The following is a 22,793-nucleotide window of genomic DNA, read 5'->3' as shown; positions in this document are numbered from 1 at the left end:
CTCGCAACGGACGCCGCCGAGTATCTGCCCACCGGGAATCCGTGCAGGCGGGGACCGTGGGCAGCTGCTCAGACGGTCGGCGGCTCGGTCAGCGCGACGGCTGCCTCGGCGGTGTGGGTGAGGAAGGTGAACGACTCCTGGAAGTACAGGTTCACCACGTCGGCGTCGTGTGAGTCGTAGCCGATCGACACGTCCTGGCCGATGGTCAGTTCGAAGTCGCCGCCGCGGGTGCTCATCACGAACGCGCCGCTGATCGCGGGCGCCCACACGATGTCGCCGGTGAACAGGCGCTGGATGTGTTCGAGGATCGGGTAGCCGTGGTTCGACGTCTCGTTGACCTGGGTGTAGGCCTCGGCCGACAGGGCCACCGCGTACGGACCGTCGACCGACGCCAGGCGCAGTGTGCTCAGCGCCTGGCTGACCGCCTCCGGGTAGTCGCGCACGTCGGCGGGCAGCGGGATGGGGGTGGCGGCGGCCTCGGCCCGGATGCCGGTGATCGACGCCGCGGCGTAGCCCTCGAAGATCGCCCGGTCCTCGGCCAGCGCCAGTTCGCGCGCGGCTTCCACGACCGGGTCCCAGTCGGAGTCCTTGGCGCCGCGGTCGACGTCGTCGATGGCCTCGCGGGACACCGTGAACGGGACCTTGAGTTCGACCAGCGACTGGGTGCGACGCTGGAAGGCGGTGATCCCCTGCGACGGTGAGTCGATCTTGGTGCGATGTCCGAGCGTCACCGATGCGGTGTCGGAGCCGAGCGGCCCGGTCACGTCGACGAGGCGACGGCCCGCGACGTTGCGCTTGAAGGATCGGGTCGCCTCCTCTTCGATCTCCGCCCAGGCCGCGTCGGAGATCGGTGCGAGTTCGCGATGCAGGTTGTTCATGGTGTCCTCCTGGTGCGGCCGGATTGTGGCGGATGCGGTGGTCGGATGGCGGGTGTCGTCAGTGCAGTGACCCGATGCCCAGCGAGCCGTCGGAACGGGTCGTCGGGGTCGGGGACACGGTGGGTGCGGCGTCGGGCGCGGGTGGCAGGTCTTCGAGGAAGTCGAGTGTCGGGGTGAAGAACTGGGCCCCGGTGACCGCGGTGGTGAAGTCGAGGAGGCGGTCGTAGGTGCCGGGCGGGTCGCCGATGAACATCTTGCGCAGCATCTCCTCGGTGACGTCGGGCGCTGCCGAGTAGGCGATGTAGAACGTGCCGTTGACACCGGCACCCGAGACGTCGCCGTACGGCATGTTGTCCCGCACGACGTCGATCTCTTCGCCGTTCTCGTCCTCGACGACGTTCAGCGCGATGTGGGAGTTCGGGGGCTTCACGTCGTCGGCCATCTCGACGTTGTCGAGCTTGGTGCGCCCGATCGCGGCTTCCTGCTCCTCGGTGCTCAGGTCGTTCCACGACGACAGGTCGTGTACGTAGCGCTGGATGGCGACGTAGCTGCCGCCCTCGAAGTCCGGGTCCTCCCCGCCGACGGTGATCGCGTCGATCGCCGCCTGTCCGATCGGGTTCTCGGTGCCGTCGACGAAGCCGATGAGGTCGCGCAGGTCGAAGTAGCGGAACCCGTGCACTTCGTCGACGACGGTGACCGCGTCCCCGAATGCCTCGGTGATCTTGGCGCCGAGTTCGTAGCACAGGCCCATGTCGTCGGACTTGATGTGCACGAGCAGATCGGCGGGCGTCGCCGGGGCGGTGTGGACCTCGCCCTCGTAGGGGACGAACGGACGCAGCGAACGCGGTCGCGGGCCGGTGAACAGGCGGTCCCACGCCGCGGAACCGATCGACACGATCCCGGCCAGTGCTGCCTCGGGAGCACGCGAGGACACCGCGTTGTTCAGGCCGGGGATGTCTTCCAGCGCAGCGCGAACCGCGTCTCCACCGCCGTCGTCGATGGTGAAGACGAGGAAGATCGCCGACTTCGTCTTCCGCGTCAGGATCGTCTGGGGCACCGGCACGCTGAACACCCTAGCCCATGCGTACATACCGTGGGGCAGCAGATCGTGCCGCGAATGTATAGGGCAGGCAACCCTTTTCGACGATGGCCGGTGACCGGTCAGTGGGGCGCTGTGGCCCGCGCCACCGCCCGGCCGGCGGCGCGGCCGGAGAAGATGCATCCACCGAGGAACGTTCCCTCGAGTGCGTTGTACCCGTGAACTCCACCGCCGCCGAAGCCCGCGACCTCGCCGGCGGCGAACAGGCCGTCGAAGGCGCTGCCGTCCGGCCGCAGGACCTGGGAGTCGAGGTTGGTCTCGAGCCCGCCCAGTGTCTTGCGGGTCAGGATGTTGAGCCGGACCGCGATCAGCGGGCCGTGCTCGGGATCGAGCAGTCGATGCGGCTTGGCGACCCGAACGATCTTGTCGCCGACGAACTGTCGGGCATTGGTGATCGCCATCAGCTGCGCGTCCTTGGAGAACTTGTTGCCGATCTCGGCGTCGCGTGCGGAGATGATGCGTTCGAGGTGTGCTAGGTCGAGTTCGGGGCCGCGGGCGATCTTGTTCATCCCGGCCACCAGTTCCGGGAGGTTGTCGGCGACCACGAAGTCGACGCCGTTGCGCACGAAGGCGTCGACCGGTCCCGCGGCGCCCTTCGCCAGCCGGGTCTTCGCGGCCAGCCTGACGTCCTTCGCGGTGATGTCGGGGTTCTGCTCCGAACCCGACAGCATGAACTCCTTCTCCACGATCGTCTGGGTGAGGACGAACCACGAGTAGTCGTGACCGGCCGCCAGGATCGCCTTCATCGTCGAGATGGTGTCGAAGCCGGGGAAGTTCGGCGGCGCGAGGCGATTGCCGTTGGCGTCGAGCCACAGCGACGACGGGCCGGGGATGATGCGGATCGCGTGGTCGGGCCAGATCGGGTCCCAGTTGTGGATGCCCTCGGTGTAATGCCACATCCGGTCACGGTTGACGATGTTCGCGCCGGCGGTCTCGCTGATTTCCAGCATCCTGCCGTCCACGTGTGCCGGGACGCCCGAGATCATCGTCTCCGGCGCGGGGCCGAGACGGTCGACGGGCCAGTTCTTGCGGATCAGGTCATGATTGTGGCCGATGCCGCCCGACGTGACGATGACCGATCCGGCGCGGATCTCGAAGTCGCCGATGACATCCCGGTTCGACGCCTGGCCGCGCTCGATGTCGGTCGGGGCTAGCGTGGCACCCCGCACGCCGATGGCGGCACCGTCCTCGACGATGAGTTCGTCGACGCGATGCCGGAACCGGAACTCGACGAGCCCACGCTTCTCCGCCTCCAGGACCGGCTCGGCGAAGACCCGCACGACCTCGGGTCCGGTTCCCCAGGTGAGGTGGAAGCGGGGCACCGAGTTGCCGTGGCCGTCGGCGAACCCGCCGCCGCGTTCGGCCCAGCCGACGATCGGGGTGATGCGGAGACCGAGGTCGTGGAGGTACTGCCGTTTCTCGGTGGCGGCGAAGTCCACGTAGGCGCGGGCCCACTGGCGGGGCCAGTAGTCCTCGTCGTCACGGTCGAAACCGGCCGACCCCATCCAGTCCTGCAGGGCGAGATCCGCGGAGTCCCTGATGCCCAGCCGACGCTGCTCCGGCGTGTCCACCATGAACAACCCGCCCAGCGACCAGAAAGCTTGCGCGCCAAGGTTGTTGCGGTTCTCCTGGTCGACCACGACGACGCGGCGTCCGGCCTTGGTGAGTTCGTATGTCGCCACGAGACCCGCCAGTCCCGCACCGACGACCACCGCGTCGGCCCCGTGCTCCGCCACCGCATCTCCTCACACCGCCGCCATGACCGGGCTGGTCCCGGGACATGTGTACTCGCAGACGAGATTAGTCCCGTACTACAGCGCGATGTCGGCGTACCGGTGGAACCACGGCGCAGCGGCTTCGAGGCCCGCCGCGAGCGCGAGGAGATCGCCGTCGGCGCCGAGTCGTCCGACGAACTGCACGCCGAGCGGGAGGCCGGCGTCGGTCCAGTGCAGCGGCACGCTCATCGCCGGCCGGCCCGTGAGGTTGGCGAGCTGCGTGTACGGCACCCAGCCGAGGCTCTCGTAGATGAGCTTGTCGACGATCCCCAGGCGGGAGATCGCGCGGCCGGACCGCGCGCGGGAGGCGAGCCGCGACGCCCGCTGGAGGGCCGGCGGCGTGGTCATCGACCCGACCCGCGGCGGCGGTACCGCGAGGGTGGGCGTCAGGAGCAGGTCGTGGGTCTGATGGAAGCGGTCGAGGGCAAGGACGTGGTCGTTGATGTGGTCGAGCGCGGTGAACAACGGGACGACGCCGGCGGCCCGGCCCAGTTCCGCCAGGGTCAGGGTGTCGGCCTCGAAGTGGGAGTCGGGAGCACCGGTGAGGCGTCGGACCTCGTCGACCTGGGCGGCGCACTTGGCGAACCAGATGTCGAGGAAATCGCGGGCGAGGGCGGCGTCGTCGTGCGGCGGATCGACCTCCTCTACCTGGTGGCCGAGTTCGGCCAGGATCGAGGCCGCGTGCTCGACCGCGGCGACGGCCTCCGGGTGCGGATTCGCGTTGATCGCCGACGTCGTGGTGTAACCGATTCGCAGCAACCGGGGCGGGGTGGTGATCCGGGCGCTGTAGCTCTCGGTGTGCAGCGGTGCCGGGTACGTCGACGACGGCGTCGGTCCGATCAGGGCGTCGTACAGTGCGGCGGCGTCGCGGACGGTCCGCGTCACCACACCTTCGACGCCCATCCCGAACAGCGGTTCGCCGGTCTGCGGACCGAACGGCATCAGGCCACGCGAGCTCTTGAGCCCGAACAACCCGGTGCATGCGGCCGGGATGCGGATGGAACCGCCGCCGTCGCTCGCCCCGGCCGCCGGTACGATCCCGGCGGCCACCGCAGCCGCACTGCCGCCCGACGATCCGCCGGGGGTCACGTCGAGGTCCCACGGATTGCGCGCGGGACCCCACAGGGTGGGTTCGGTGATCGCCTTCGCGCCGAACTCGGGGGTGTTCGTCTTGCCGAAGACGACGAGGCCGGCGTCGAGGAACCGGTGGACGCCGAAGGAGTGTTCGCGAGCGAGGTGTGTCGCGAGGGCCCGCGAGCCGCGGGTCGTCGGATACCCGCGGAAGTCCTGCGCGAGGTCCTTGATGAGGAACGGGACGCCGGCGAAAGGCCCGGTGAGGTCACTGCGGACGCGGGCGTCGGCTTCGGCGTCCATGCGGATCACGATGGCGTTGAGCGACGGATTGACCGCGTCTGCGCGGGCTCGTGCGAGGTCGAGGAGTTCGGCGGCGGTCACCTCGCCGGAGGCCACGTGACCGGCCAGGGTGGTCGCGTCCGCGGACAGATACTCGCCCATGTGCACGTCCCGACCCTAGTTGTTCGGGGAGCGGGCCGAGCGGACTTGACGTCGATGGCCTCGGCCGGCCCGGGCGCCCGGCCCGTCACCGGAGAATCGGACGGTCACCGTTGCCCGGCAAACCGGTAACGGGAAGATCGAGGATGTGTGGCCCGAACAGATGAAGAATTCGCCACATGCGCCGCCTATGTACGAAATGAGCTGTTCAACGGCGAGTGCTGTGACGTGCACCACCAAAAGATGTCATCACAGGACTCGCTCTCGCCTTTGCCGACGCGTTATCGTGCCGTTACACTTCAGCACGACGGGTACCGCTGCCCGGGGGGACCAATACAATCCCCCTACGTACGACTCCGTATGCAAGCCCGCAGTAGTACCCGGTAGGCAAGACCCGCAAGCGGCCGGCTCCGGCCGTGGTGATCCAAAGGAAAACTGACGAATGCTGACACGCGCCCGTAAGCGCCTCGTCGCCGGACTCGTGGCTCTCGTGGCCGTGTCGGGTGCGACGCTGGTCGCAGCTCCGCCGGAGGCCTCCGCGGCCAACGGTTGCAATGTCGAGTACGTCCGCTCGAACGCCATGAACCGGACCGTGCCCGTGTGCATCGTCTCGGCCGGCGGCGGCGGACCCAAGCCGACGCTGTACCTGCTCGACGGACTCCGTGCCCCGAACAACAACAGCGGCTGGCTGATCAACACCGACGTCGCCCGCTACATGGCCGGCAAGGGCACCAACGTCGCCATCCCGTTCGGTGGCGCAGGCAGCTTCTACACCGACTGGCAGACCCCCGATCCCAAGCTGGGTGTCAACAAGTGGGAGACGTTCCTGACCCGCGAACTGCCGCGGTACATGGCTGCGCGTCACGGCAGCGACAGCCGTCGCAACGGCATCGCCGGACTCTCGATGTCGGGCACCTCAGCGCTGAACCTCGCATCGCGCCACCCGAACTTCTACAAGGCGGTCGCGTCCTACAGCGGCTACCCGACGGTCACCATGCCGGGCTTCACCCAGGGCATCATGGCCTCGGTCGCGGAGGTCGGCGGCAACCCGTTCAACATGTGGGGCTTCTACCCCGCGGGCACCTGGTTCCAGAACGACCCGTTCCTGAGCGCGGGCAACCTGGCGGGCAAGAACGTCTACGTCTCGTCCGGTAGCGGTGTCGGCAGCAAGTACGACTCGTCGGTCAACCCGGCCAGCGCCAACTTCGACCCCGTCAAGTTCGCGCAGATGATCCCGCTCGAGGTCGCCGCGTCGACCTCCAGCCAGCTCTACATCGGCCGCCTCGCGCTCGTCCCGGGCGTCAAGCTCACCACCCGGATCACCCCGGACGGTGCGCACTGGTGGGACTACTGGCAGAGCACCTTCAAGGAGTCGTGGGCCAAGACCTTCCGCCCCGCCTTCTTCTGAGTCAGACCCTCTGACAAGGGCCGGTGACCTTCGGGTCACCGGCCCTTGTTGTGTCTGCTGGCCGACCAACTCGGACCCGCGCGCAACCCCTGCTGGCCGAGCAGCTCGTGCACGCGTAGCGTGCCCGCGCAACCCCTGCTGGCCGAGCAGCTCGTGCACGCGTAGCGTGCCCGCGCGTCCGTCGAGGTCACTTGGGTAGGACTGGTTGCGGAGGGGCTTCGACTCGGCGCCTCGCTGCGCTCGGTGCCGGCTCAACCCGCGGGGGTGGGCTCGCACCTCTGCTGGCCGAGCAGCTCGTGCACGCGTAGCGTGCCCGCGCAACCCCTGCTGGCCGAGCAGCTCGTGCACGCGTAGCGTGCCCGCGCGTCCGTCGAGGTCACTTGGGTAGGACTGGTTGCGGAGGGGCTTCGACTCGGCGCCTCGCTGCGCTCGGTGCCGGCTCAACCCGCGGGGGTGGGCTCGCACCTCTGCTGGCCGAGCAGCTCGTGCACGCGTAGCGTGCCCGCGCAACCCCTGCTGGCCGAGCAGCTCGTGCACGCGTAGCGTGCCCGCGCGTCCGTCGAGGTCACTTGGGTAGGACTGGTTGCGGAGGGGCTTCGACTCGGCGCCTCGCTGCGCTCGGTGCCGGCTCAACCCGCGGGGGTGGGCTCGCACCTCTGCTGGCCGAGCAGCTCGTGCACGCGTAGCGTGCCCGCGCAACCCCTGCTGGCCGAGCAGCTCGTGCACGCGTAGCGTGCCCGCGCGTCTGTCGAGGTCACTTGGGTGGGCCGGGGTGCGGAGGTGTGTGTCACCGCCCCTCAACCCCAAACACAACACCGCGGGCGAATCCGGTGGTACCGGATGCGCCCGCGGTGGTCGTTGCGTCGCTGCTTATTCGGGCGGCGGCTGCTTGCGGAAGGTGCGCGTGGCCGAGTCGTCGGGCGGCGGCGTGTCACCGACCTTGGGGATCTGCTCGGTCGGCCGCTCCCACGGGTTGGCGCTCGCGGGTGCTGCACCGGCCGGCGGTGCGTCGCGCTTGATCAGCGTGGTGTCGCGCTCGTCGGCGGGCGGTGTCGTCGGCGGCGGGGTGTCATCGACCCGGTTGTCGTCGCGGCGTCCGCGGAAGAGCAGCAGCGCGGCGGCGATCAGCAGGATCACCCCGACGATGCCGAGGATGATCGGCACCCAGAAGCCGCCGACCTTGAGCTGGTCGACGTAGCCGCTGGCCTTGCTCGCCTGGTTGGAGACGGTGTCGTCGGTCCACTTGAAGGTGCCCTTCAGGGCGTCCATCCGGAACTCGCGCACCGCTTCCGGGGTGGCGTCGCTCTGGTCGGGCGACTTGAAGTACTGGTGCTGGTCCTCACGACCGTCGACGATGGTCCCGGTCTCCGGCTCGACCCACACGTGGCGGGTCGCGGCGGCGTACCGGTGCATCGTGATCGGGTCGTTCGCCCGCACTCCGCGCCCGGTGATGCCCCACCAGCGGGCAGGCATCGTCAGCATCGTGCCCAGAGCTGCTTCACCCTGCGCGTTGGGGAGGTTGGAGAGATCGGTCTCCGGGACATCACACACGAAGTGATACGTGTTGATCCCGTCGATGGTCTCCTCGCCCTCGAACTTGGCCGCGCAGTCCTGGCGGGTGTTGAGGTCGTAGTACGGGTAGTCGCGCTGCTGCACGTCGAAACCGAACTTGTACTGGTATCCGGTGCGGTTGTCGATGGCGACCGACACGTCGTTGACGTTGCCGCCCTCGGGGACCGCCTCGAGCTGCAGCGAGCTGACCGCCCCGTTGGGTGCCGAGGTCTTGCGGTTCACCGACACGCGGTCGATGGTCGCGGTCAGCAGACCGTCCTCACAGGTGCGGGTCTCGCCCGCAGCCGCGAAGCTGGGTTCGGTCTCGGTTCCCTCGGCGTCGCGCAGGCGGTCGATGCGCACGGTCTGCGCCGACTGCAGGCTCGCCTGGCGGCTGTCCGACGGTTCGATGATGATCGAGCGTCGCTGCTGGGTGAGATGCGCCTCGAGAGTGCGGGCACGATCCTCGGACACCGAGCAACGGTCGAAGATCACCGCCGGGAAGCGCTCTCCGGTCGAACCGTCCGCCGCCACCGTGGTCGCGTCGGAGGTGATGTCCAGATCGAGCGGAACCACCTTCAACTGCGGCACGAGGTAGAGCGGAATGGCGATGGCCGCCGCGATACACGCAGCGCCGAAGAAGGCCAGCACTGCCGGCACAAAACGTCTCATGTGTGACTCCTGGAATCAGCTGATCGCTCCCACCCTAACTGTCGCGTGTGCCACAGTTGGCCACAGTCGGTCCGACATGCCGGGATCCGCGGCGGGGAGTCAGCCCTGGGCGGCTCGACGATCGCGTTCGGCCTCCTTCAGGATGCCGGCCATGTAGCCGTAGATCTCCTTGTCGGACATGGCCTTCCACCGGGGCGCCAGCAGTTTCGTGTACTTCTCGACGTACAGCAACTGCTTACCCACGAGGACGAGTTCACGCGGGAGCCGTGCGTCGTGGGCCTTGGCGACGGCGGCGAGTTGCCGCCCGAGGTCGGTGTATGACATCGAACCGAGGTCGGTGGTCGACAACGGAGTCGTCACCTTCTTGATGTCCTCCGCGCCCTGCGACGTCGAACCCGGCTTGTGGACGGCGCCGAGGAGGAAGATCGCCCGGCCGGCGGACTCGTAGTCCCCGCGGACCACGAGGTCGACGACGAGCTGGCGGAGTATGCGCCGGGTGCGCGGGGTGAAACGCCCGACGATGCCGAAATCGAGGAGGACCAGCTTGCCCGCGTCGTCGACGAGGACGTTCCCGGCGTGCAGGTCCCCATGGAACAACCCGCCGTGGAATGCCGAGTCCAGCAGGGACAGCAGGAGGTTGCGGCACAGCGCGACTCCGTCGTGGCCTGCGGCGCGTACGGCCGCGACGTCGTCGATGCGGATGGCGTTGATTCGTTCCATGGTCAGCACGCGCTGCGTCGTGAAGTCGTCGTAGACGTGCGGCACGCGGACTCGGTCGCCGTACGGGCCCGGCTGCAGGCAGGCGAACCACTCGCGCATGGTGTCGGCCTCGATGCGGAAGTCCAGTTCGGCGTCGAGGCCGGCCGCGAAGTCCTCGACCACGTGCCGCGCGCTGAGCATCCGCCCGTACTCGGAGATCTCGACGAGGCCGGCGAGGCGTTCGAGGATCGCGACGTCGGGCGCCAGGCGGTCGGCGATGCCCGGACGCTGGATCTTGACGACCACCTCCTCGCCGCCCTGCAGGGTCGCGGTGTGCACCTGGGCGATCGACGCGGACGCGATGGGCACCGGATCGAACGTGGCGAAGACTTCCTCGGGTGCCCGGCCCAGTTCGGCGATGAACTGTGCACGCATGAGCGCGGGGTCGGCGGGTTTCACGCGGTCCAGGAGCGATTCGAACTCGGTGGACATCGATTCGGAGAAAACGCCGGGACTCGAGGCGATGAGCTGGCCGAGCTTCACGTAGGTCGGACCCAGGTGTTCGAACGTGGTCCGGATCTCGTGCGCGACGCGGGCGGCGCCGGGTGGGCGACCCCGTAAAGCGTCGCCTGCCGTGTGGAGGACGAAGCGTCCGACGCCCGCAGCCGCGTGAGCGGTGGTCGTCCCGAATCGCGTGAGCTCGGCGATCGGGGACACCGGGTGCAACTGCGTGCGCTGACCGTCGTCGACTGAGCTGTTGATCGTCACCGTCGGTCATTGTAACGATCATCGGCGGCGGATCCAGTGCCCGCGACGCCGCGACGTGCCGTTATGGCAACGAGGGCCCGCGCGGGGCACACTGGCGGCGTCGGACACATGCATCAGCCCGCATCTGTTCGTGTGTCGTCGGTGCGTCGCGCACCACCCCACCTGCCACCCATCGAATGTGTACCGAGGAGTCTGCATGCCCACCACGGTCAACGCCTACATCGCGCCGGCAGCCGATCGCCCGCTCGAACCGACCACCATCGAGCGGCGTGATCTCGGTCCGAACGACGTGTCGATCGACATCGCGTTCGCCGGGATCTGTCATTCCGACATCCACACGGCGCGCGACGAGTGGGGCGGGACGAGGTTCCCGGTGGTCCCCGGCCACGAGATCGCCGGGACGGTCGCGGCCGTCGGCGAGTCCGTCACCCGGTATGCCGTGGGTGACCGGGTCGGCGTGGGTTGTTTCGTCGACTCGTGCCGTGAGTGCGAACCGTGCCGCCTCGGCGAGGAGCAGTACTGCGAGCGAGGCAACGTGGGGACCTACAACGCCGTCGGACGCGACGGGTCGCCGACGCACGGCGGCTACAGCACCTCGATCGTCGTCGACGAGAACTACGTCCTCCGGATTCCGGACGGCATCGCACTCGACGAGGCCGCACCGTTGTTGTGTGCGGGCATCACCCTCTACTCACCGCTGCGGCACTGGGGCGCGGGACCCGGCAAGAAGGTCGCGATCGTCGGACTCGGCGGGCTCGGCCACGTGGGCGTGAAGATCGCGCACGCACTGGGTGCGGAGGTGACCGTGGTGTCCCAGTCGCTGAAGAAGATGGAGGACGGTCTGCGGCTCGGCGCCGACCACTATCACGCGACCAGCGACCCGCAGACCTTCCGGGAACTCCGCAGCACCTTCGACCTGATCCTGAACACCGTGTCGGCGAATCTTCCGATCGGCAAGTACCTGGGCATGCTCGCCCTCGACGGCACACTCGTGGAACTCGGTCTCCCCGAACATCCGATCGAGGTCCCGGCGGGCGCGCTGATCGGCAAGCGGCGCAGTTTCGCGGGTTCGATGATCGGCGGCATCGCGCAGACCCAGGAGATGCTGGACTTCTCCGCCGAGCACGGCATCGGCGCCGAGATCGAGGTGATCTCCGCCGACCGGATCAACGAGGCCTACGACCGCGTCGTGGCGTCGGATGTGCGCTACCGCTTCGTGATCGACACCTCGACGCTGTAGGGGTGTGCGTCATGTTTGCGGCCTGAATCCGGTGGGCACCCGTCGAGGGAGTCGACGTGCCCCGACGACAGGCAAGGAGGCCGCGCATGAATTCGACCCGATTCCGCGAGCTGGCAACTGCAACCGGTCCGTTCGCCACCATCTACATCGACGACTCGCACAACACCGAGGACGCCGCCCACACGATGGAACTCCGGTGGCGAGCCCTGCGGGAGGAACTCGAGTCGGCGGGGGCCGACGCGGCGGTGGTGGAGTCGATCGGCAATGCCCTGCTCGACGGGGCGCCGGCCGTCGGGCCCAGTGGCCGTGCGGTGATCGCCGGCCCCGACGGTGTCCTCCTCGACCAACACCTCATCCGACCACCGGTCACATCCGTGGCACGGTATTCGCCGGTGCCCTACCTGGTTCCGCTGGTCGAACACGGCACGAGTGCCCCGAGACACGTGATCGCCGCGGTCGATCACGCCGGCGCCGACATCGAGCTCTTCGAAGCCGGCGGATCCTCGTTGATGCGCGAAAGCGTTGAGGGAGAGGGCTATCCGATCCACCACGCCGCCGGTGCGGAATCGCCCGGGTATGGGGACCCGCAGCAGCGCAGCGACGAGCAGAACCGCAAGAACATTCGTCAGATCGCCGACCGGCTGACCGCGATCGTCGACTCGGACAACCCCGAGCTCGTGTTCGTGATCGGTGAGCTCTCGTCGATGTCGGATCTGCGTTCAACGGCTCCCGAGCGGCTCGCCGAGCGACTGGTCGACCTCCAACTCGGCGCCCGGGACAGCGGCATCGCCGACGACGACGTCCGCAAGGCGGTGACCACCGAACTCGAGCTGCGCCAGAATCGCACGATGGCCGACGCGGCGGAGAGTCTGCAGGCAGGACTCGGGCATCGCCCGGCCGTCGCGGTCGAAGGACTGACGGCCGTGTGCGGGGCGTTGCGTAACGGCGAGGTCGAGACGCTGATCATCGGCGACCTCGGCGATGCGACGGTCTTCGACGGCGGAGACGCCGCGGGGGGCCTCGCCACGATCGCGCCGACGGCGGAGAACCTCTCTGAGCTGGGCCTGGCCCCGGAACGTACGCTGCGTGCCGACGAGGCCCTGCCGGTGGCGGCGGTTCTCACCGGCGCCGATCTGGTCCGGATCGACGAGCGCGTTGCCCCGCGCGACGGGATCGGAGCGGTCCTTCGCTATGCGCCGAGGACGTCCGCCGACGACTGAGACGGGGTGAGTGCTGGTGGCGGCGATCGTCGTCTTGTCGGTCGTTCTGCGTCAACGCGGTTCGGCCGAGTCCGAGCCGGTGGCCGATCCACATCTGGCGACCGGGGCGTGATCGCGTTTACGTCTTGCCGTCACCGGGAAAACGGACATGCGACAGAGGCTCCATCGCGAGACACCGACCGAAGGATCGATGAATCTGATGTCTGAGGAATTGCCCATGGAACCAGCCGAAACCGGCACGCCCGAGGCGACGCCGGATGATGCTCGACGCAAGGTCGACGAACTCGAGGAGCGGACCGTCGACGAACCCGACACGGACGAGCAGGTGGACCCTTCCGCCGCCACCGCCCGCGACGACGAGGACAACCCGGACTCCCCTGCGGCGGGGGAGTCCGAGCCGCCGGACTGAGGCCCCCGCCTGATCATGACGGCAGAGACGCACATGACCACCGAGAACGACGATCCGCGGCGCGCCGGAGCGCTGCGGATCGTCGCCGAACACGGGCTTCCGGCCGCTCTGATAGAGCGCGGTGAGGACCGCTTCGAGCAGATCGCCGACGAACTGTCACTGGAGTACCGCGGACACACCGTCACGAGGGACACCACACTGCAGATGACGCCGCGCGGTGATCTGGAGACCGTCTGGGGCACGGATGACTCGGCCGACGAGGTGATCGTGTTCGTCACCGAGATGCCGCGGCTGTACAAGCCGCGGGACGCCGACGGCAACGAGCGCAGTCCACGAAATCTCGTGGTGCTGGCCGAACTCGACCGCGAACGCAACGCCGCCGTCGTCTCGCTCCCAGCTCTCGGACCCGCTCCCCGGCGAGCCCTGCGAACCTTGATCTCGACCATCGCCGAGGCGGTGACCGGGGAGGGGTCCATGCGCGAGTTCGAGCGGCAGCGCGGCATCGTCGTCATCAGTGACGGCGACACCAAATACGTGTGCGCCGAGGGTTATTCGCGTCGTCTGAAGTTGATGGCCGGAATGGTTCGGGGAAATCGGCCGTGGCGGCTGATCCCGACCCTCACCGGCATGACCGCCGCAGCCGCCGCAGCGGCGTCGTTCGGCATCTTCTTCTCCACGATCTGGTCGATGGCCAATGCGCTGAGTGCGTGGCGTCTCGCCGCCATCACCCTGCTGTCGTTGGTGCTCGCCTCGCTGTGGCTCATCGTCAACAATCGCCTGTGGGAACGGGTGACGGTCACCGCGAAACCGCGTGCGCGCCTCTACAACATGGCGACGGTGTGCACCGTCGTGTTCAGTGCGGTGGTGCTGTACGCCGGGCTGTTCCTGGCGACACTGACGGCGGCGCTCATCGTCATCGAGGAGGACTTCCTCGCCTCGCAGCTCGGATATCCGGTGGGGTTACGCAATTACGTGTACCTGGCATGGCTGGCGACGTCGATGGGGATCTTCGCCGGCGCCCTCGGTTCCAGTGCCGACAGCTACGACGACGTCCTGCGGGCCACCTACGGATACCGGGAGCGACTGCGCCGCCAGGCTGCCGAGGACGCCGGTCATCTCGCGGACGACGAGAAGGCCTGAGCCGCAGGACATCAGGCAACGATCTGCAGACGATCAAGGTCGTCCGGTAGATCCGCTGCTCACTCGTACGGCGGAAAGCTGTTCTGCGACAGCAGTCGAGCTAGGTGTGCCGCGTTTCGGGCGGCGGCATGGGTGGCGGAGTCGACGGGGTCGGGAACCGAGTCGAGGTCCTTGTAGTCGCGGCCGCCCATGGCTTCGTCGTTCCAGTAGGTGTTGCCCTGTCCGGGGATCGTGAACCCGATGTCGTTGAGCGCGCCGAAGACGTCGGCGATGATCTTGTGGGCGCCGTCCTCGTTGCCGACGACACCGCACATCGCCACCTTGCCCAACATGCCGGGGCGGCCGGCGTCGTCGGTCTCGGAGATCTCGGCATCGAGACGTTCGAGAACACGCTGGGTGACGCTGGACATGTGGCCAAGCCACGTCGGGGTCGCGATCACCAGGATGTCGGCGGCGGCAACCCGTTCGAAAAGCGCGGGCCACTCGTCACCGTCGCCCATGTCTCGTTCGACTCCCGGCCGGATGTCGAAATCCACCGCCCGGACGATGTCCCCGGTCACGCCCTGCTCGGCGAGTGCGTCCAGGATGTGTCGGGCGATGAGCTCGCTGCTCGATTCGGCAGGAGAGGGTTTGAGGGTGCAGTTGATGGCGAGTGCTGTGGTCATGCCACAAGGCGTACCCGCACCGACCCGGTTGCAACCCTGTCAGCCCGCGTGGTTCTCGGCGAGCATCGCCAGCCGTTTCAGGCATTCGTTGAGGCGCGGTGACATGACGGTTTCCTGGATGGTCGGCGGAATCCATCTCAGCGGCGGGGTCTCCACGAACTCCTCCATGCCGATGAGGGAACCGTCACCGTCCTTCTCGATCGTCATGCGGATTCGTGCGCGACCGAAAGGCCACCCGGCGGCCGACAATTCGAGAAGCCCGGCCTTCGACTCCACGGATTCTGTCTCGTCGTTGAGCAGGGCCGGCCACACCCCCGCCGAGTGATAGATCTTCGATCCGGGTTGCGGCCACGTGTGGTCGACGTTGCGGATCCGCGAGGCCCCGACGACCCACGAGGCGTACAGCCAGCCGTTGGACAGCACCGACCAGACCTGCGCCGGTGTGGCACTCGTATGACGTTCGACTCGGTTCATGCTCCGCTGCTCCGTTCAGTGGTTGTTGTCGGTCTTGGTCAGTCGTCGGATGACGTTGCGGTCGAACACTCTTCGCGGGAATCCGCGGAACCCGTCCGAGGCGAGGGCAGCGCGCGCGGCATTGTTGCCACAGGCGCCGTGGACGCCGCCACCGGGGTGCGCTCCCGACCCCGCCAGGTAGAGGCGATCCACCGGCGTCGACGCACCGCCGAGGTTCGGCGTCGGACGGAAGATCAACTGCTGGAACAGTTGTGCCGTGCCACCGTTGACTGTTCCGTGGACCAGATTGGCGTCGGCGGCCTGCAGGTCGTGTGGGGTCTGGACGTGCCGTCCCACGATGAGGTCGGAGACACCGGGAGCGTGGGCTTCGAGCACGGCGTCCATCCTGCGGGCCAGCAACTGGGCCGCCTCGTCGTCGGTCACCCGCGCGGAGATGGCTGTAGGACCAAGCGCTTTCGGTGCCCGCGGGGGACCGGCCCGGGTCCGCGGTGGTCATCTGTCCGAAGAGCAGGAACGGATGCTCCGGGACACGGCCGGTTTCGATGTCGGCGGTCCCGTAGGCGATGTTGCGTGCGTCGGCGCCGAGGTGGATGGTGCCGGCTCCGCTGAGATTGTTACTCCGCCATGGGATCTTCTCACGCAGGGCGTAGTTCACCTTGACCACCGGGGTGTCCCAGGTGAAGGTCCGCAGGTCGTCGAGGACGCGCGCGGGCACGTCGTCGGCCGACAGCAGCTCGGTGTAGAGCGTGGGCGCTGCCACGTCGGCGAGCACGGCGCGCTTCGCCGGCCATCGGCGGCCGGTGCTGTCCACCACCCCGGTGGCCCGCCCGCCCTGGACGTCGATCCGTGTGACGCGGGTGTCGCAGAGGACGGTCACCCCGGCGCTCTCGGCGCGGCGTCGAAGGGCCGCGGGCAGCGCGCTCGCCCCGCCCACGGGTACGGGATAACCGGTGTCCTGGCCGAGCATGGTCAGCAGGTACCCCATCAACCCGCTGCCGGGTGCGCTGAGCGGGATGTCGGCGTGCAGGGAGTTGCCGATGATGAGCAGACCGGATTTCTCGCTGTGGAACAGTTCACGCACCATCTGATCGGCCGGCAGGATCAGGAACCGGGCCAGGCGCAGGGCGTCGGCCGTGCCGAGCGAGCGGAGGAGCGACAACAGCGCGCGGACCGGGGGGAACGGACCGAACAGGGTGTCGAGAATCGCGGGCCGGAGTTGCTGCCACTGCTCGACCAGGTCGAGCCAGGCGCGCCGGTCACGCTCGTCGAAGGTGGCCAGGTGCGCGGCGGTGTCCGCGGCATCGGGGAAGACGACGGGCGCGTTGACGTCGTCGGGCCCGGCGGGGTGGCCGAAGGCCAGCGGTGCGCGGCTCCACTCCAGACCGTGATCGGCGAGGTCGAGGTCGGCGAAGACCGGCGACGCCACCGCGAGTGGATAGAAGGCGCTGAACAGGTCGGTGACGTATCCGGGGGTGATCTCGGCGCTCCGGACCGCGCCGCCGACCTCGGGCTGCGCTTCGAGGAGCGTGACATCCCAGCCCGCATCGGCGAGCCGGATCGCGGCGATGAGCCCGTTGTGGCCGGCCCCGACGACCACTGCATCCGACACACTCAACGGTCGACTCCCCTCGTCCGTATCGATCTCACCCGGCCGGTGTGCTCCGAGCCGGTACGCCGCGCTGTCCGGTGCGCGGGTTACCCGCGGCCCCCGACCGTAAACGCCGACGAAGAGGCGCAGCCGTGCCCGGCGATTCTGAGGGATGTGTAGCGCCGTGGCAAGCGGGTAGTCCGCACGGGTGACGAACTGGTCTGAACTCCGGTCGCTGCGCCTGGACCTGGCGTTTCCGCCCGCGCGGCTGTGGCATCCGCAGGTCTCCGATGACCGGCTTCGTCGGCGCTGCGCCGGGCGGCCGGTGGTGATCACCGGTGCCGGGGCGGGCATGGGCCGGGCACTCGCGCGGCGATTCGATCGTGCGGGTGTCGAGGTGTTCCTGAGCGATATCGACCTTCCGGCCGCGCAGGAGACGGTGCGGTTGTGCGACGCCGGTGCCCGGGTGCATCTCGACGAGGTCGATGTGTCCGACGCCGATGCGATGACCGCGTATGCCGACGCCGTCGTCGGCCGGTCCGGCCCGCCGGCCATGGTGTTCAACAATGCCGGGATCACGATGGTGGCGGGCGTTCTCGAGGAGGACGACGATTACGCGCGGCGGATCATGGCCGTGAACCTCGGCGGCGTCGTGAACGGCACCGTGGCGTTCCTCCCTCATCTACAGGCGGCCGGCGGCGGGTCGATCGTGAACACCTCCAGCGCCTTCGGATTCCTCGGTTGCCCCACGCAGTCGGCGTACTCCGCCTCGAAGTTCGCCGCGCGCGGCTACTCCGAGACCATCCAGCTACAGCTTCGTGCCGAAGGGTCCGACGTCCGCGTGCACAGTGTTCATCCCGGCGTCGTGCACACCGAGATCGCCGCCCGCGTGCTGTACGTGACGCCCGGGGTTCGGGAGTTCGTGACGCGGGGGTTCAACCGCCGCCTGCCCGGTACGCGGCCCGATGCCGCGGCAGCGGCGATCCTGCACGGGGTCCTCGACGGCCGGGACCGCATACCGGTCGGCCTCGACGCGCGAGCACTCGACGTCGGTGTCCGCGTCCTGGCCGGAGCAGTGCAGCGCCCGATCGCGACGCTGACCGGTCCGGTGTTCCGACGCATGCTGGGCGAGGCCGCGCTTGCCGGTTCGGCGCCGGCCGTCGTCCGGACCTGACAAGGCAAACCGTCGTCGGCCGACGACGGTCCGCTGTGTCCCGCTCAGTCGTTGTGCGAGGCCAGGTTCCGGGTGGCCGGACCTTCGAGGACCTCGCCGGTGTGGCTGAATCGCGAACCGTGCAGCGGGCAGTCCCAGGACTGCTCGGCGTCGTTCCACCGCAGCACGCCGTAGAGGTGCGTGCACAGTGGCGCGACGGACCGCGTCTGGCCCTGCACGGTGCACACGCCCTCGGGCTTCACGCCGGACCGCCCGACGCTGCCGTCGCCTTCCTTCGGTGCGCCGTCGGTCGGCTTCAGCAGCGACAGGTAGCCGGCGGCCATGTATCCCGCGACCTGCGCGTTGGCCGACACCGCCGAGGCCAGTGAACCGGGGCGGCTGATCTCGGTCGTGCGCCACGGGCGCAGGGTCGTCGACCACTGTGGTTCGGATCCGAGGATGCGACCCGTCATCGCAAGCGCCGCGGCGACACCGTTGGTCAGGCCCCATTTGGCGAAGCCGGTCGCCACCTGCACCGAGTCGACGCCGGGCAGAATCGGTCCGACATAGGGCAATTCGTCGATCGTCGTGTAGTCCTGGGCCGACCAGCGCGCGACCATCTGTGCCGAGGGGAAGTGCTTCTGGGTCCAGCTGATCAGGTCGAGGACATGCTGTCGCTCGGACTTCGTCCGGCCCACCTCGTGTCCGAAGCCACCGACCATGAGCAGTTCGTGGTCGTAACCGGGCCGGGAGACCGTCCGCAGTGAGACCGACGGGTTGTCGGAGCCGAGGTACATCTCGCCGGGGATGTCCCCGTCGACGGTGAACGCCGCGGCGTAGGACCGCTGCGGATGGACCCGGGCGAAGTAGCCGCCGCGGTCGAGGAAGGGCTGTCCGGTGGCGATGACCACCGAGTCGGCACGGACGTCACCGGCGTCGGTCGAGAGGACGTTCGGTGAGCCGTGGCGGAGGCCCTGCACACGGACGCCCTCGTAGAAGTGGCCGCCGTGTGCGCGCAGGTCGTCGGTCAGGGCACGGAGCACGACCATCGGGTCGATCTGGGCCTGACCGTCGAGGCGAATGGCAGTGCGGACGTCGAAGGGCAGCTCGGGGCAGTCGACGTGTTCGACGGGCAGGTCATGAGCGCGGCAGGCTTCGAACTCCTTCTCCACCGACTTCGCGCCGGACGCGGTGGCGGCGAAGGTGAGGGCCGCACGTTCGTCGACCTGCAGGCCGCGGTGTTCGAGATAGTGGCGCAACCAGGCCTGTCCCTCGCGGTTGGCCTCGACGTAGTCCTGTACGGCCGAGTGGCCGTGGCGGCTCGCGATCGACGACAGTCGAGTGCCCTGGAGCAGCGAGAGCTTGCCGGTGGTGTGGCCGGTCGCCGCGGCGCCCATGTGCCGGGCTTCGAGGACCGCGACCGACTGGCCGCGCGGCCAGCAGCAGGCCGGTCGTCAGACCGGTGATGCCACCTCCGACGATGACCTGGTCGAATCTGTCGACGACGTCGATGGGCATCGTCTCCGGGCGGACATCGGGCAGGTACTCGGGGGCTGCCTCACCTGCGGGGTCGAACCAGAGGGTTTTCATGCTGACCGGGTTTGCCCTTGCCGGAGGCGCTCAAACATCGGGGCCGGAGACGATCAAACATCGGAGCCGGCGGGCCGCCGAGCATTTCGGGTGGCGCAATCGCAGGGTAGGGTTTTCGACTGGGAATCGAAAACACATCCGGGGTGTTGCCCGGAGGGCCGGCGGCACCCTGAGCCGCGGCGAGAGGCGGTTGACATGAGCGGGTTCACTCGCGGACTGACCGGGACCGCGGAGACGGTCCGCGCCGACCTCGTGGTGGTGGGTGCCGGAATCGCCGGACTGACGGCGGCGCTGTGGGCCGCCCACGAGGGGCTCCAGGTCGTCGTGCTCAACAAGGGGCCGGGCTGGGACGTGACGAATGCGGAGCAACCCACGTCCACGTTTTACGCGCAGGGTGGTGTCGCGGTCGTGATGCCCGGCGCGGAGACGGGAAGCTCGGACAACGCCGATTCCGTTGACCGCCACCTCGCCGACACGGTCGCCGCCGGTGGCGGTCTCACCGATGCCGCGGCGTCGGGCCTCATCCTCGCCGACGGCTGGGACTCGGTGTCGGCCCTCATCGACTGGGGTGCCGAATTCGACCGGGACGCCGACGGTCTGCTCCTGCGCACCCGTGAGGGCGGCCACACCCGCCGGCGCATCATCCACGCCGGCGGCGACGCGACCGGGGCCGCGATCCAGCGCGCGCTGCACGAGGCCGTCCGGCAGACCGCCGGCGGGGACGTGCCGCCGATCCGGTTCCTCGACGACACGATTGCCACCGCGATCCACCTCGACGACGGCCGGGCGGTCGGTGTCGCGTGCCTGCGCGACGGGCGTTTCACGTCGGTCCTCGCCCCGACCGTGCTCCTCGCGACCGGCGGGGCGGGGCACCTGTACGCTGCCACCACGAATCCGGCGGGCGCCACCTGCGACGGCATCGCGCTGGCACTGCGCGCCGGGGCGCAGGTGGCCGATCTCGAGTTCATCCAGTTCCACCCGACGATGCTCTACACCGCGGGCGCGCGGGGTCGGCGGACCCTCATCAGCGAGGCGGTGCGCGGTGAGGGCGGACGGCTCGTCGACGTCGACGGCCGGTCGGTCACCGCGGGCGTCCACCCGATGGGCGATCTCGCTCCCCGCGACGTGGTGGCCGACGCGGTGCAGACCGCGATCGAGCTCACCGGGCACCCGTGCGTGTATCTCGACATCGCCGACGTCGGCGACTTCGAGACACGCTTCCCGACGGTGACCGCAGGTGTCCGCGCGGCCGGCCTCGACCCCGCGTCCGGACGGATCCCGGTCGTCCCCGGCGCGCACTATCTGTGCGGCGGGGTCGTGACCGACGAGTCGTCCCGCACCGCGGTCGACGGGTTGCTCGCGGCCGGCGAAGTCGCGCGGACCGGGCTGCACGGCGCCAATCGGCTGGCATCGAACAGCCTGCTGGAAGGCCTGGTGATGGGCCGTCGCGCGGCCGCCGTGGCAGTCGCGCGTCGCGAGATCCAGGTCCCCGAACGCGCCGAACTGAAGGCCGAGCAGCCGGTCCCCGTCCTGGACCGCGAACAGCTCCAGAACATGATGACGCGTCATGTCGCGCTACGACGGTCGGCTGCCGGTCTCGCCGAAGTCGCCGCGACGCTCGCCGCCGCGCCGCGTCGGACGGCCGACTCGGTACGCGACATCGAGGACGCGGCACTCACGCTCACCGCGTCCGCGGTCGTCGCCGCCGCTGCCGCGCGTACCGAATCCCGCGGAGCGCATGTCCGCACGGATTACCCGTTGACCGCCGACGTGGCGGAGTCGCGGGTGTTCCGGATCGTCGACGGCGAATTGCGGGAGGCCCGTCCCGTGAGCCTGCCCGGCTGAGCGGACCGGTCAAGTCGACGCCTCCGGGGTGCTGTCGGAGATAGATTGACCCCGATGACCCAGATCTCCGCAGACGGTTCGGGGCCCCAGAGCGGCCCCGATCGCGACGACCCGGATTCCCGCGCCCCTGTTCCCGGGGGCCCGGAACGAATCACCCTCGAGCTCGGACACATCACCCTGCATGCGCTCGCGTGGGGTCCCGCGGCCGGTCCGGTGGCCGTGTGCCTGCACGGATTTCCCGACTCGGCATGGACGTGGCGGCACCTCGGGCCCGAACTCGCCGGCGCCGGGTACCGCGTGGTCGCCCCGTTCACACGCGGTTACGCACCGTCGGAGATACCGGAGGACAACGACTTTCACGTTGCGGCGCTGGCCTACGATGCGCTGGCGGTTCATCGCGCGGTCGGAGCCGGCCCCGACGCCGTCCTGATCGGGCACGACTGGGGCGCGATGACGGCGAACGCGGTGGCGCACCGCGACGACAATCCGTACGCGCGGGTGATCTCGATGTCGGTCCCGCCGGTTCCGGCGGTCCGGCGCTCGATCGGCGGTGGGGTCGACGGCGTCAAGACGCTCGCGCGTCAGGCGGTGATGAGCTGGTACATCGCGTTCAATCAGCTGCCGTGGTTGCCCGAACGGACTCTCGACCGCCTCATCCCGCTCCTGTGGCGCCGCTGGCGGCTCGATTCGGCGGCGACTCCTGTCCGGCCCGACCACCGACTGGACGTCGACCACGCGCTCGCGGCGCTGCCCACACGTGCCCATCGGACAGCTGCGCTCGGGTACTACCGCGCACTCCGCAGGCTGCGGACCCATCCTCGGTACGCCGCGTTGCGGAACGACTGGCTGGGCGAACCACGTTCTCCCACATTGTATTTGCATGGTGCAGACGACGGGTGCATGCAGTCGCGTCTTGCGGACACGGTCCGCGAGGTGTTGCCGGCGGGCAGTGCGGCCGCGGTCGTCGCCGGGGCGGGCCATTTCCTGCACCTCGACCAGCCGGACGAGGTGAACGCGAGGATCCTCGCGTTCCTCGGTTCGGACGCGCGGGGCCAAGAGGGTGGCACCGGACCGGCCCGCTTCGTACACTGACCCGCGGGATCTTCA

17 protein-coding genes and 2 pseudogenes are annotated in these 22,793 nt (G+C 68.9%); 9 read left to right on the top strand and 10 right to left on the bottom strand.

Translation table 11 applies throughout. From position 1 onward, the window contains the following. Window positions 1-68: 68 nt before the first annotated feature. The 4 genes from QAD21_RS22505 to QAD21_RS22490 all read right to left on the bottom strand — a co-directional run bounded on the left by QAD21_RS22505 (window position 69) and on the right by QAD21_RS22490 (window position 5,267). The gene (locus tag QAD21_RS22505) at window positions 69-878 is read right to left on the bottom strand and encodes a family 1 encapsulin nanocompartment shell protein (protein WP_058253785.1); all 810 of its coding nucleotides are present in this window, start codon (window positions 876-878) and stop codon (window positions 69-71) included. A gap of 58 nt (window positions 879-936) precedes the next feature. Then, entirely contained in the window at window positions 937-1,941 is a 1,005-nt protein-coding gene (locus QAD21_RS22500) for a Dyp-type peroxidase (RefSeq protein WP_280360272.1), read from the bottom strand. A gap of 98 nt (window positions 1,942-2,039) precedes the next feature. Next, window positions 2,040-3,713, bottom strand: a complete 1,674-nt coding sequence (locus QAD21_RS22495) for an FAD-binding dehydrogenase (RefSeq protein WP_280360271.1) — start codon at window positions 3,711-3,713, stop codon at window positions 2,040-2,042. A 75-nt stretch (window positions 3,714-3,788) separates the two neighbouring features. Further along, on the bottom strand, window positions 3,789-5,267 hold the full coding sequence (locus QAD21_RS22490; protein ID WP_280361842.1) for an amidase family protein: 1,479 nt from the start codon (window positions 5,265-5,267) through the stop codon (window positions 3,789-3,791). A gap of 439 nt (window positions 5,268-5,706) precedes the next feature. Between QAD21_RS22490 and QAD21_RS22485 the strand changes: the two genes are divergently transcribed. After that, a complete protein-coding gene (locus QAD21_RS22485; protein ID WP_065632259.1) occupies window positions 5,707-6,672 on the top strand; it encodes an alpha/beta hydrolase family protein in 966 nt (321 codons plus the stop codon). An 870-nt stretch (window positions 6,673-7,542) separates the two neighbouring features. On the opposite strand, the gene QAD21_RS22480 is transcribed toward QAD21_RS22485, so the two are convergent. Both QAD21_RS22480 and QAD21_RS22475 read right to left on the bottom strand, forming a co-directional pair. Next, the gene (locus tag QAD21_RS22480) at window positions 7,543-8,895 is read right to left on the bottom strand and encodes a DUF3068 domain-containing protein (protein WP_065630252.1); all 1,353 of its coding nucleotides are present in this window, start codon (window positions 8,893-8,895) and stop codon (window positions 7,543-7,545) included. A gap of 99 nt (window positions 8,896-8,994) precedes the next feature. Further along, window positions 8,995-10,362: an AarF/UbiB family protein gene (locus QAD21_RS22475; protein ID WP_280360270.1), complete on the bottom strand. Its 1,368-nt coding sequence runs from the start codon at window positions 10,360-10,362 to the stop codon at window positions 8,995-8,997. Window positions 10,363-10,558: 196 nt separating this feature from the next. Here QAD21_RS22475 and QAD21_RS22470 point away from each other — a divergent pair, with 196 nt between their 5' ends. From QAD21_RS22470 to QAD21_RS22455, 5 genes are all read left to right on the top strand, one after another. Further along, the gene (locus QAD21_RS22470) at window positions 10,559-11,602 is read left to right on the top strand and encodes an NAD(P)-dependent alcohol dehydrogenase (protein ID WP_280360269.1); all 1,044 of its coding nucleotides are present in this window, start codon (window positions 10,559-10,561) and stop codon (window positions 11,600-11,602) included. 86 nt (window positions 11,603-11,688) lie between these two features. After that, on the top strand, window positions 11,689-12,822 hold the full coding sequence (locus QAD21_RS22465; protein WP_259935408.1) for a hypothetical protein: 1,134 nt from the start codon (window positions 11,689-11,691) through the stop codon (window positions 12,820-12,822). Between the two features lie 10 nt (window positions 12,823-12,832). Continuing rightward, window positions 12,833-12,934, top strand: coding sequence for a DUF6766 family protein (locus QAD21_RS25420; RefSeq protein ID WP_311199286.1), 102 nt, complete (start codon window positions 12,833-12,835; stop codon window positions 12,932-12,934). Window positions 12,935-13,021: 87 nt separating this feature from the next. Next, on the top strand, window positions 13,022-13,231 hold the full coding sequence (locus QAD21_RS22460; RefSeq protein ID WP_058253814.1) for a hypothetical protein: 210 nt from the start codon (window positions 13,022-13,024) through the stop codon (window positions 13,229-13,231). Between the two features lie 33 nt (window positions 13,232-13,264). Next, window positions 13,265-14,371, top strand: coding sequence for a hypothetical protein (locus tag QAD21_RS22455; protein WP_280360268.1), 1,107 nt, complete (start codon window positions 13,265-13,267; stop codon window positions 14,369-14,371). A 59-nt stretch (window positions 14,372-14,430) separates the two neighbouring features. On the opposite strand, the gene QAD21_RS22450 is transcribed toward QAD21_RS22455, so the two are convergent. The 3 genes and pseudogenes from QAD21_RS22450 to QAD21_RS22440 all read right to left on the bottom strand — a co-directional run bounded on the left by QAD21_RS22450 (window position 14,431) and on the right by QAD21_RS22440 (window position 17,125). Next, window positions 14,431-15,036: an NAD(P)H-dependent oxidoreductase gene (locus tag QAD21_RS22450; protein ID WP_058253793.1), complete on the bottom strand. Its 606-nt coding sequence runs from the start codon at window positions 15,034-15,036 to the stop codon at window positions 14,431-14,433. 39 nt (window positions 15,037-15,075) lie between these two features. Then, a complete protein-coding gene (locus QAD21_RS22445) occupies window positions 15,076-15,510 on the bottom strand; it encodes an SRPBCC family protein (RefSeq protein WP_058253794.1) in 435 nt (144 codons plus the stop codon). 15 nt (window positions 15,511-15,525) lie between these two features. Beyond that, window positions 15,526-17,125: pseudogene (locus QAD21_RS22440) on the bottom strand (NAD(P)/FAD-dependent oxidoreductase). 298 nt (window positions 17,126-17,423) lie between these two features. Between QAD21_RS22440 and QAD21_RS22435 the strand changes: the two are divergent. Continuing rightward, a complete protein-coding gene (locus QAD21_RS22435; protein ID WP_083229381.1) occupies window positions 17,424-18,272 on the top strand; it encodes an SDR family NAD(P)-dependent oxidoreductase in 849 nt (282 codons plus the stop codon). 44 nt (window positions 18,273-18,316) lie between these two features. Here QAD21_RS22435 and QAD21_RS22430 read toward each other — a convergent pair. Beyond that, window positions 18,317-19,841 (bottom strand): annotated as a pseudogene (locus QAD21_RS22430) (FAD-dependent oxidoreductase). A 195-nt stretch (window positions 19,842-20,036) separates the two neighbouring features. On the opposite strand from QAD21_RS22430, the gene nadB reads away from it, so the two are divergent. Together nadB and QAD21_RS22420 are read left to right on the top strand one after the other, a co-directional pair. Beyond that, window positions 20,037-21,686, top strand: coding sequence for an L-aspartate oxidase (nadB, locus tag QAD21_RS22425; protein ID WP_068971063.1), 1,650 nt, complete (start codon window positions 20,037-20,039; stop codon window positions 21,684-21,686). 54 nt (window positions 21,687-21,740) lie between these two features. After that, a complete protein-coding gene (locus QAD21_RS22420) occupies window positions 21,741-22,778 on the top strand; it encodes an alpha/beta hydrolase (RefSeq protein WP_068971062.1) in 1,038 nt (345 codons plus the stop codon). Window positions 22,779-22,793: the final 15 nt, after the last annotated feature.

It is taken from the genome of Gordonia sp. SMJS1, assembly GCF_029866425.1.
Lineage (GTDB): Bacteria > Actinomycetota > Actinomycetes > Mycobacteriales > Mycobacteriaceae > Gordonia > Gordonia hongkongensis.
Note: the sequence above shows the minus strand (reverse complement) of the source record. Positions and strands in the feature narration are given on the sequence as shown.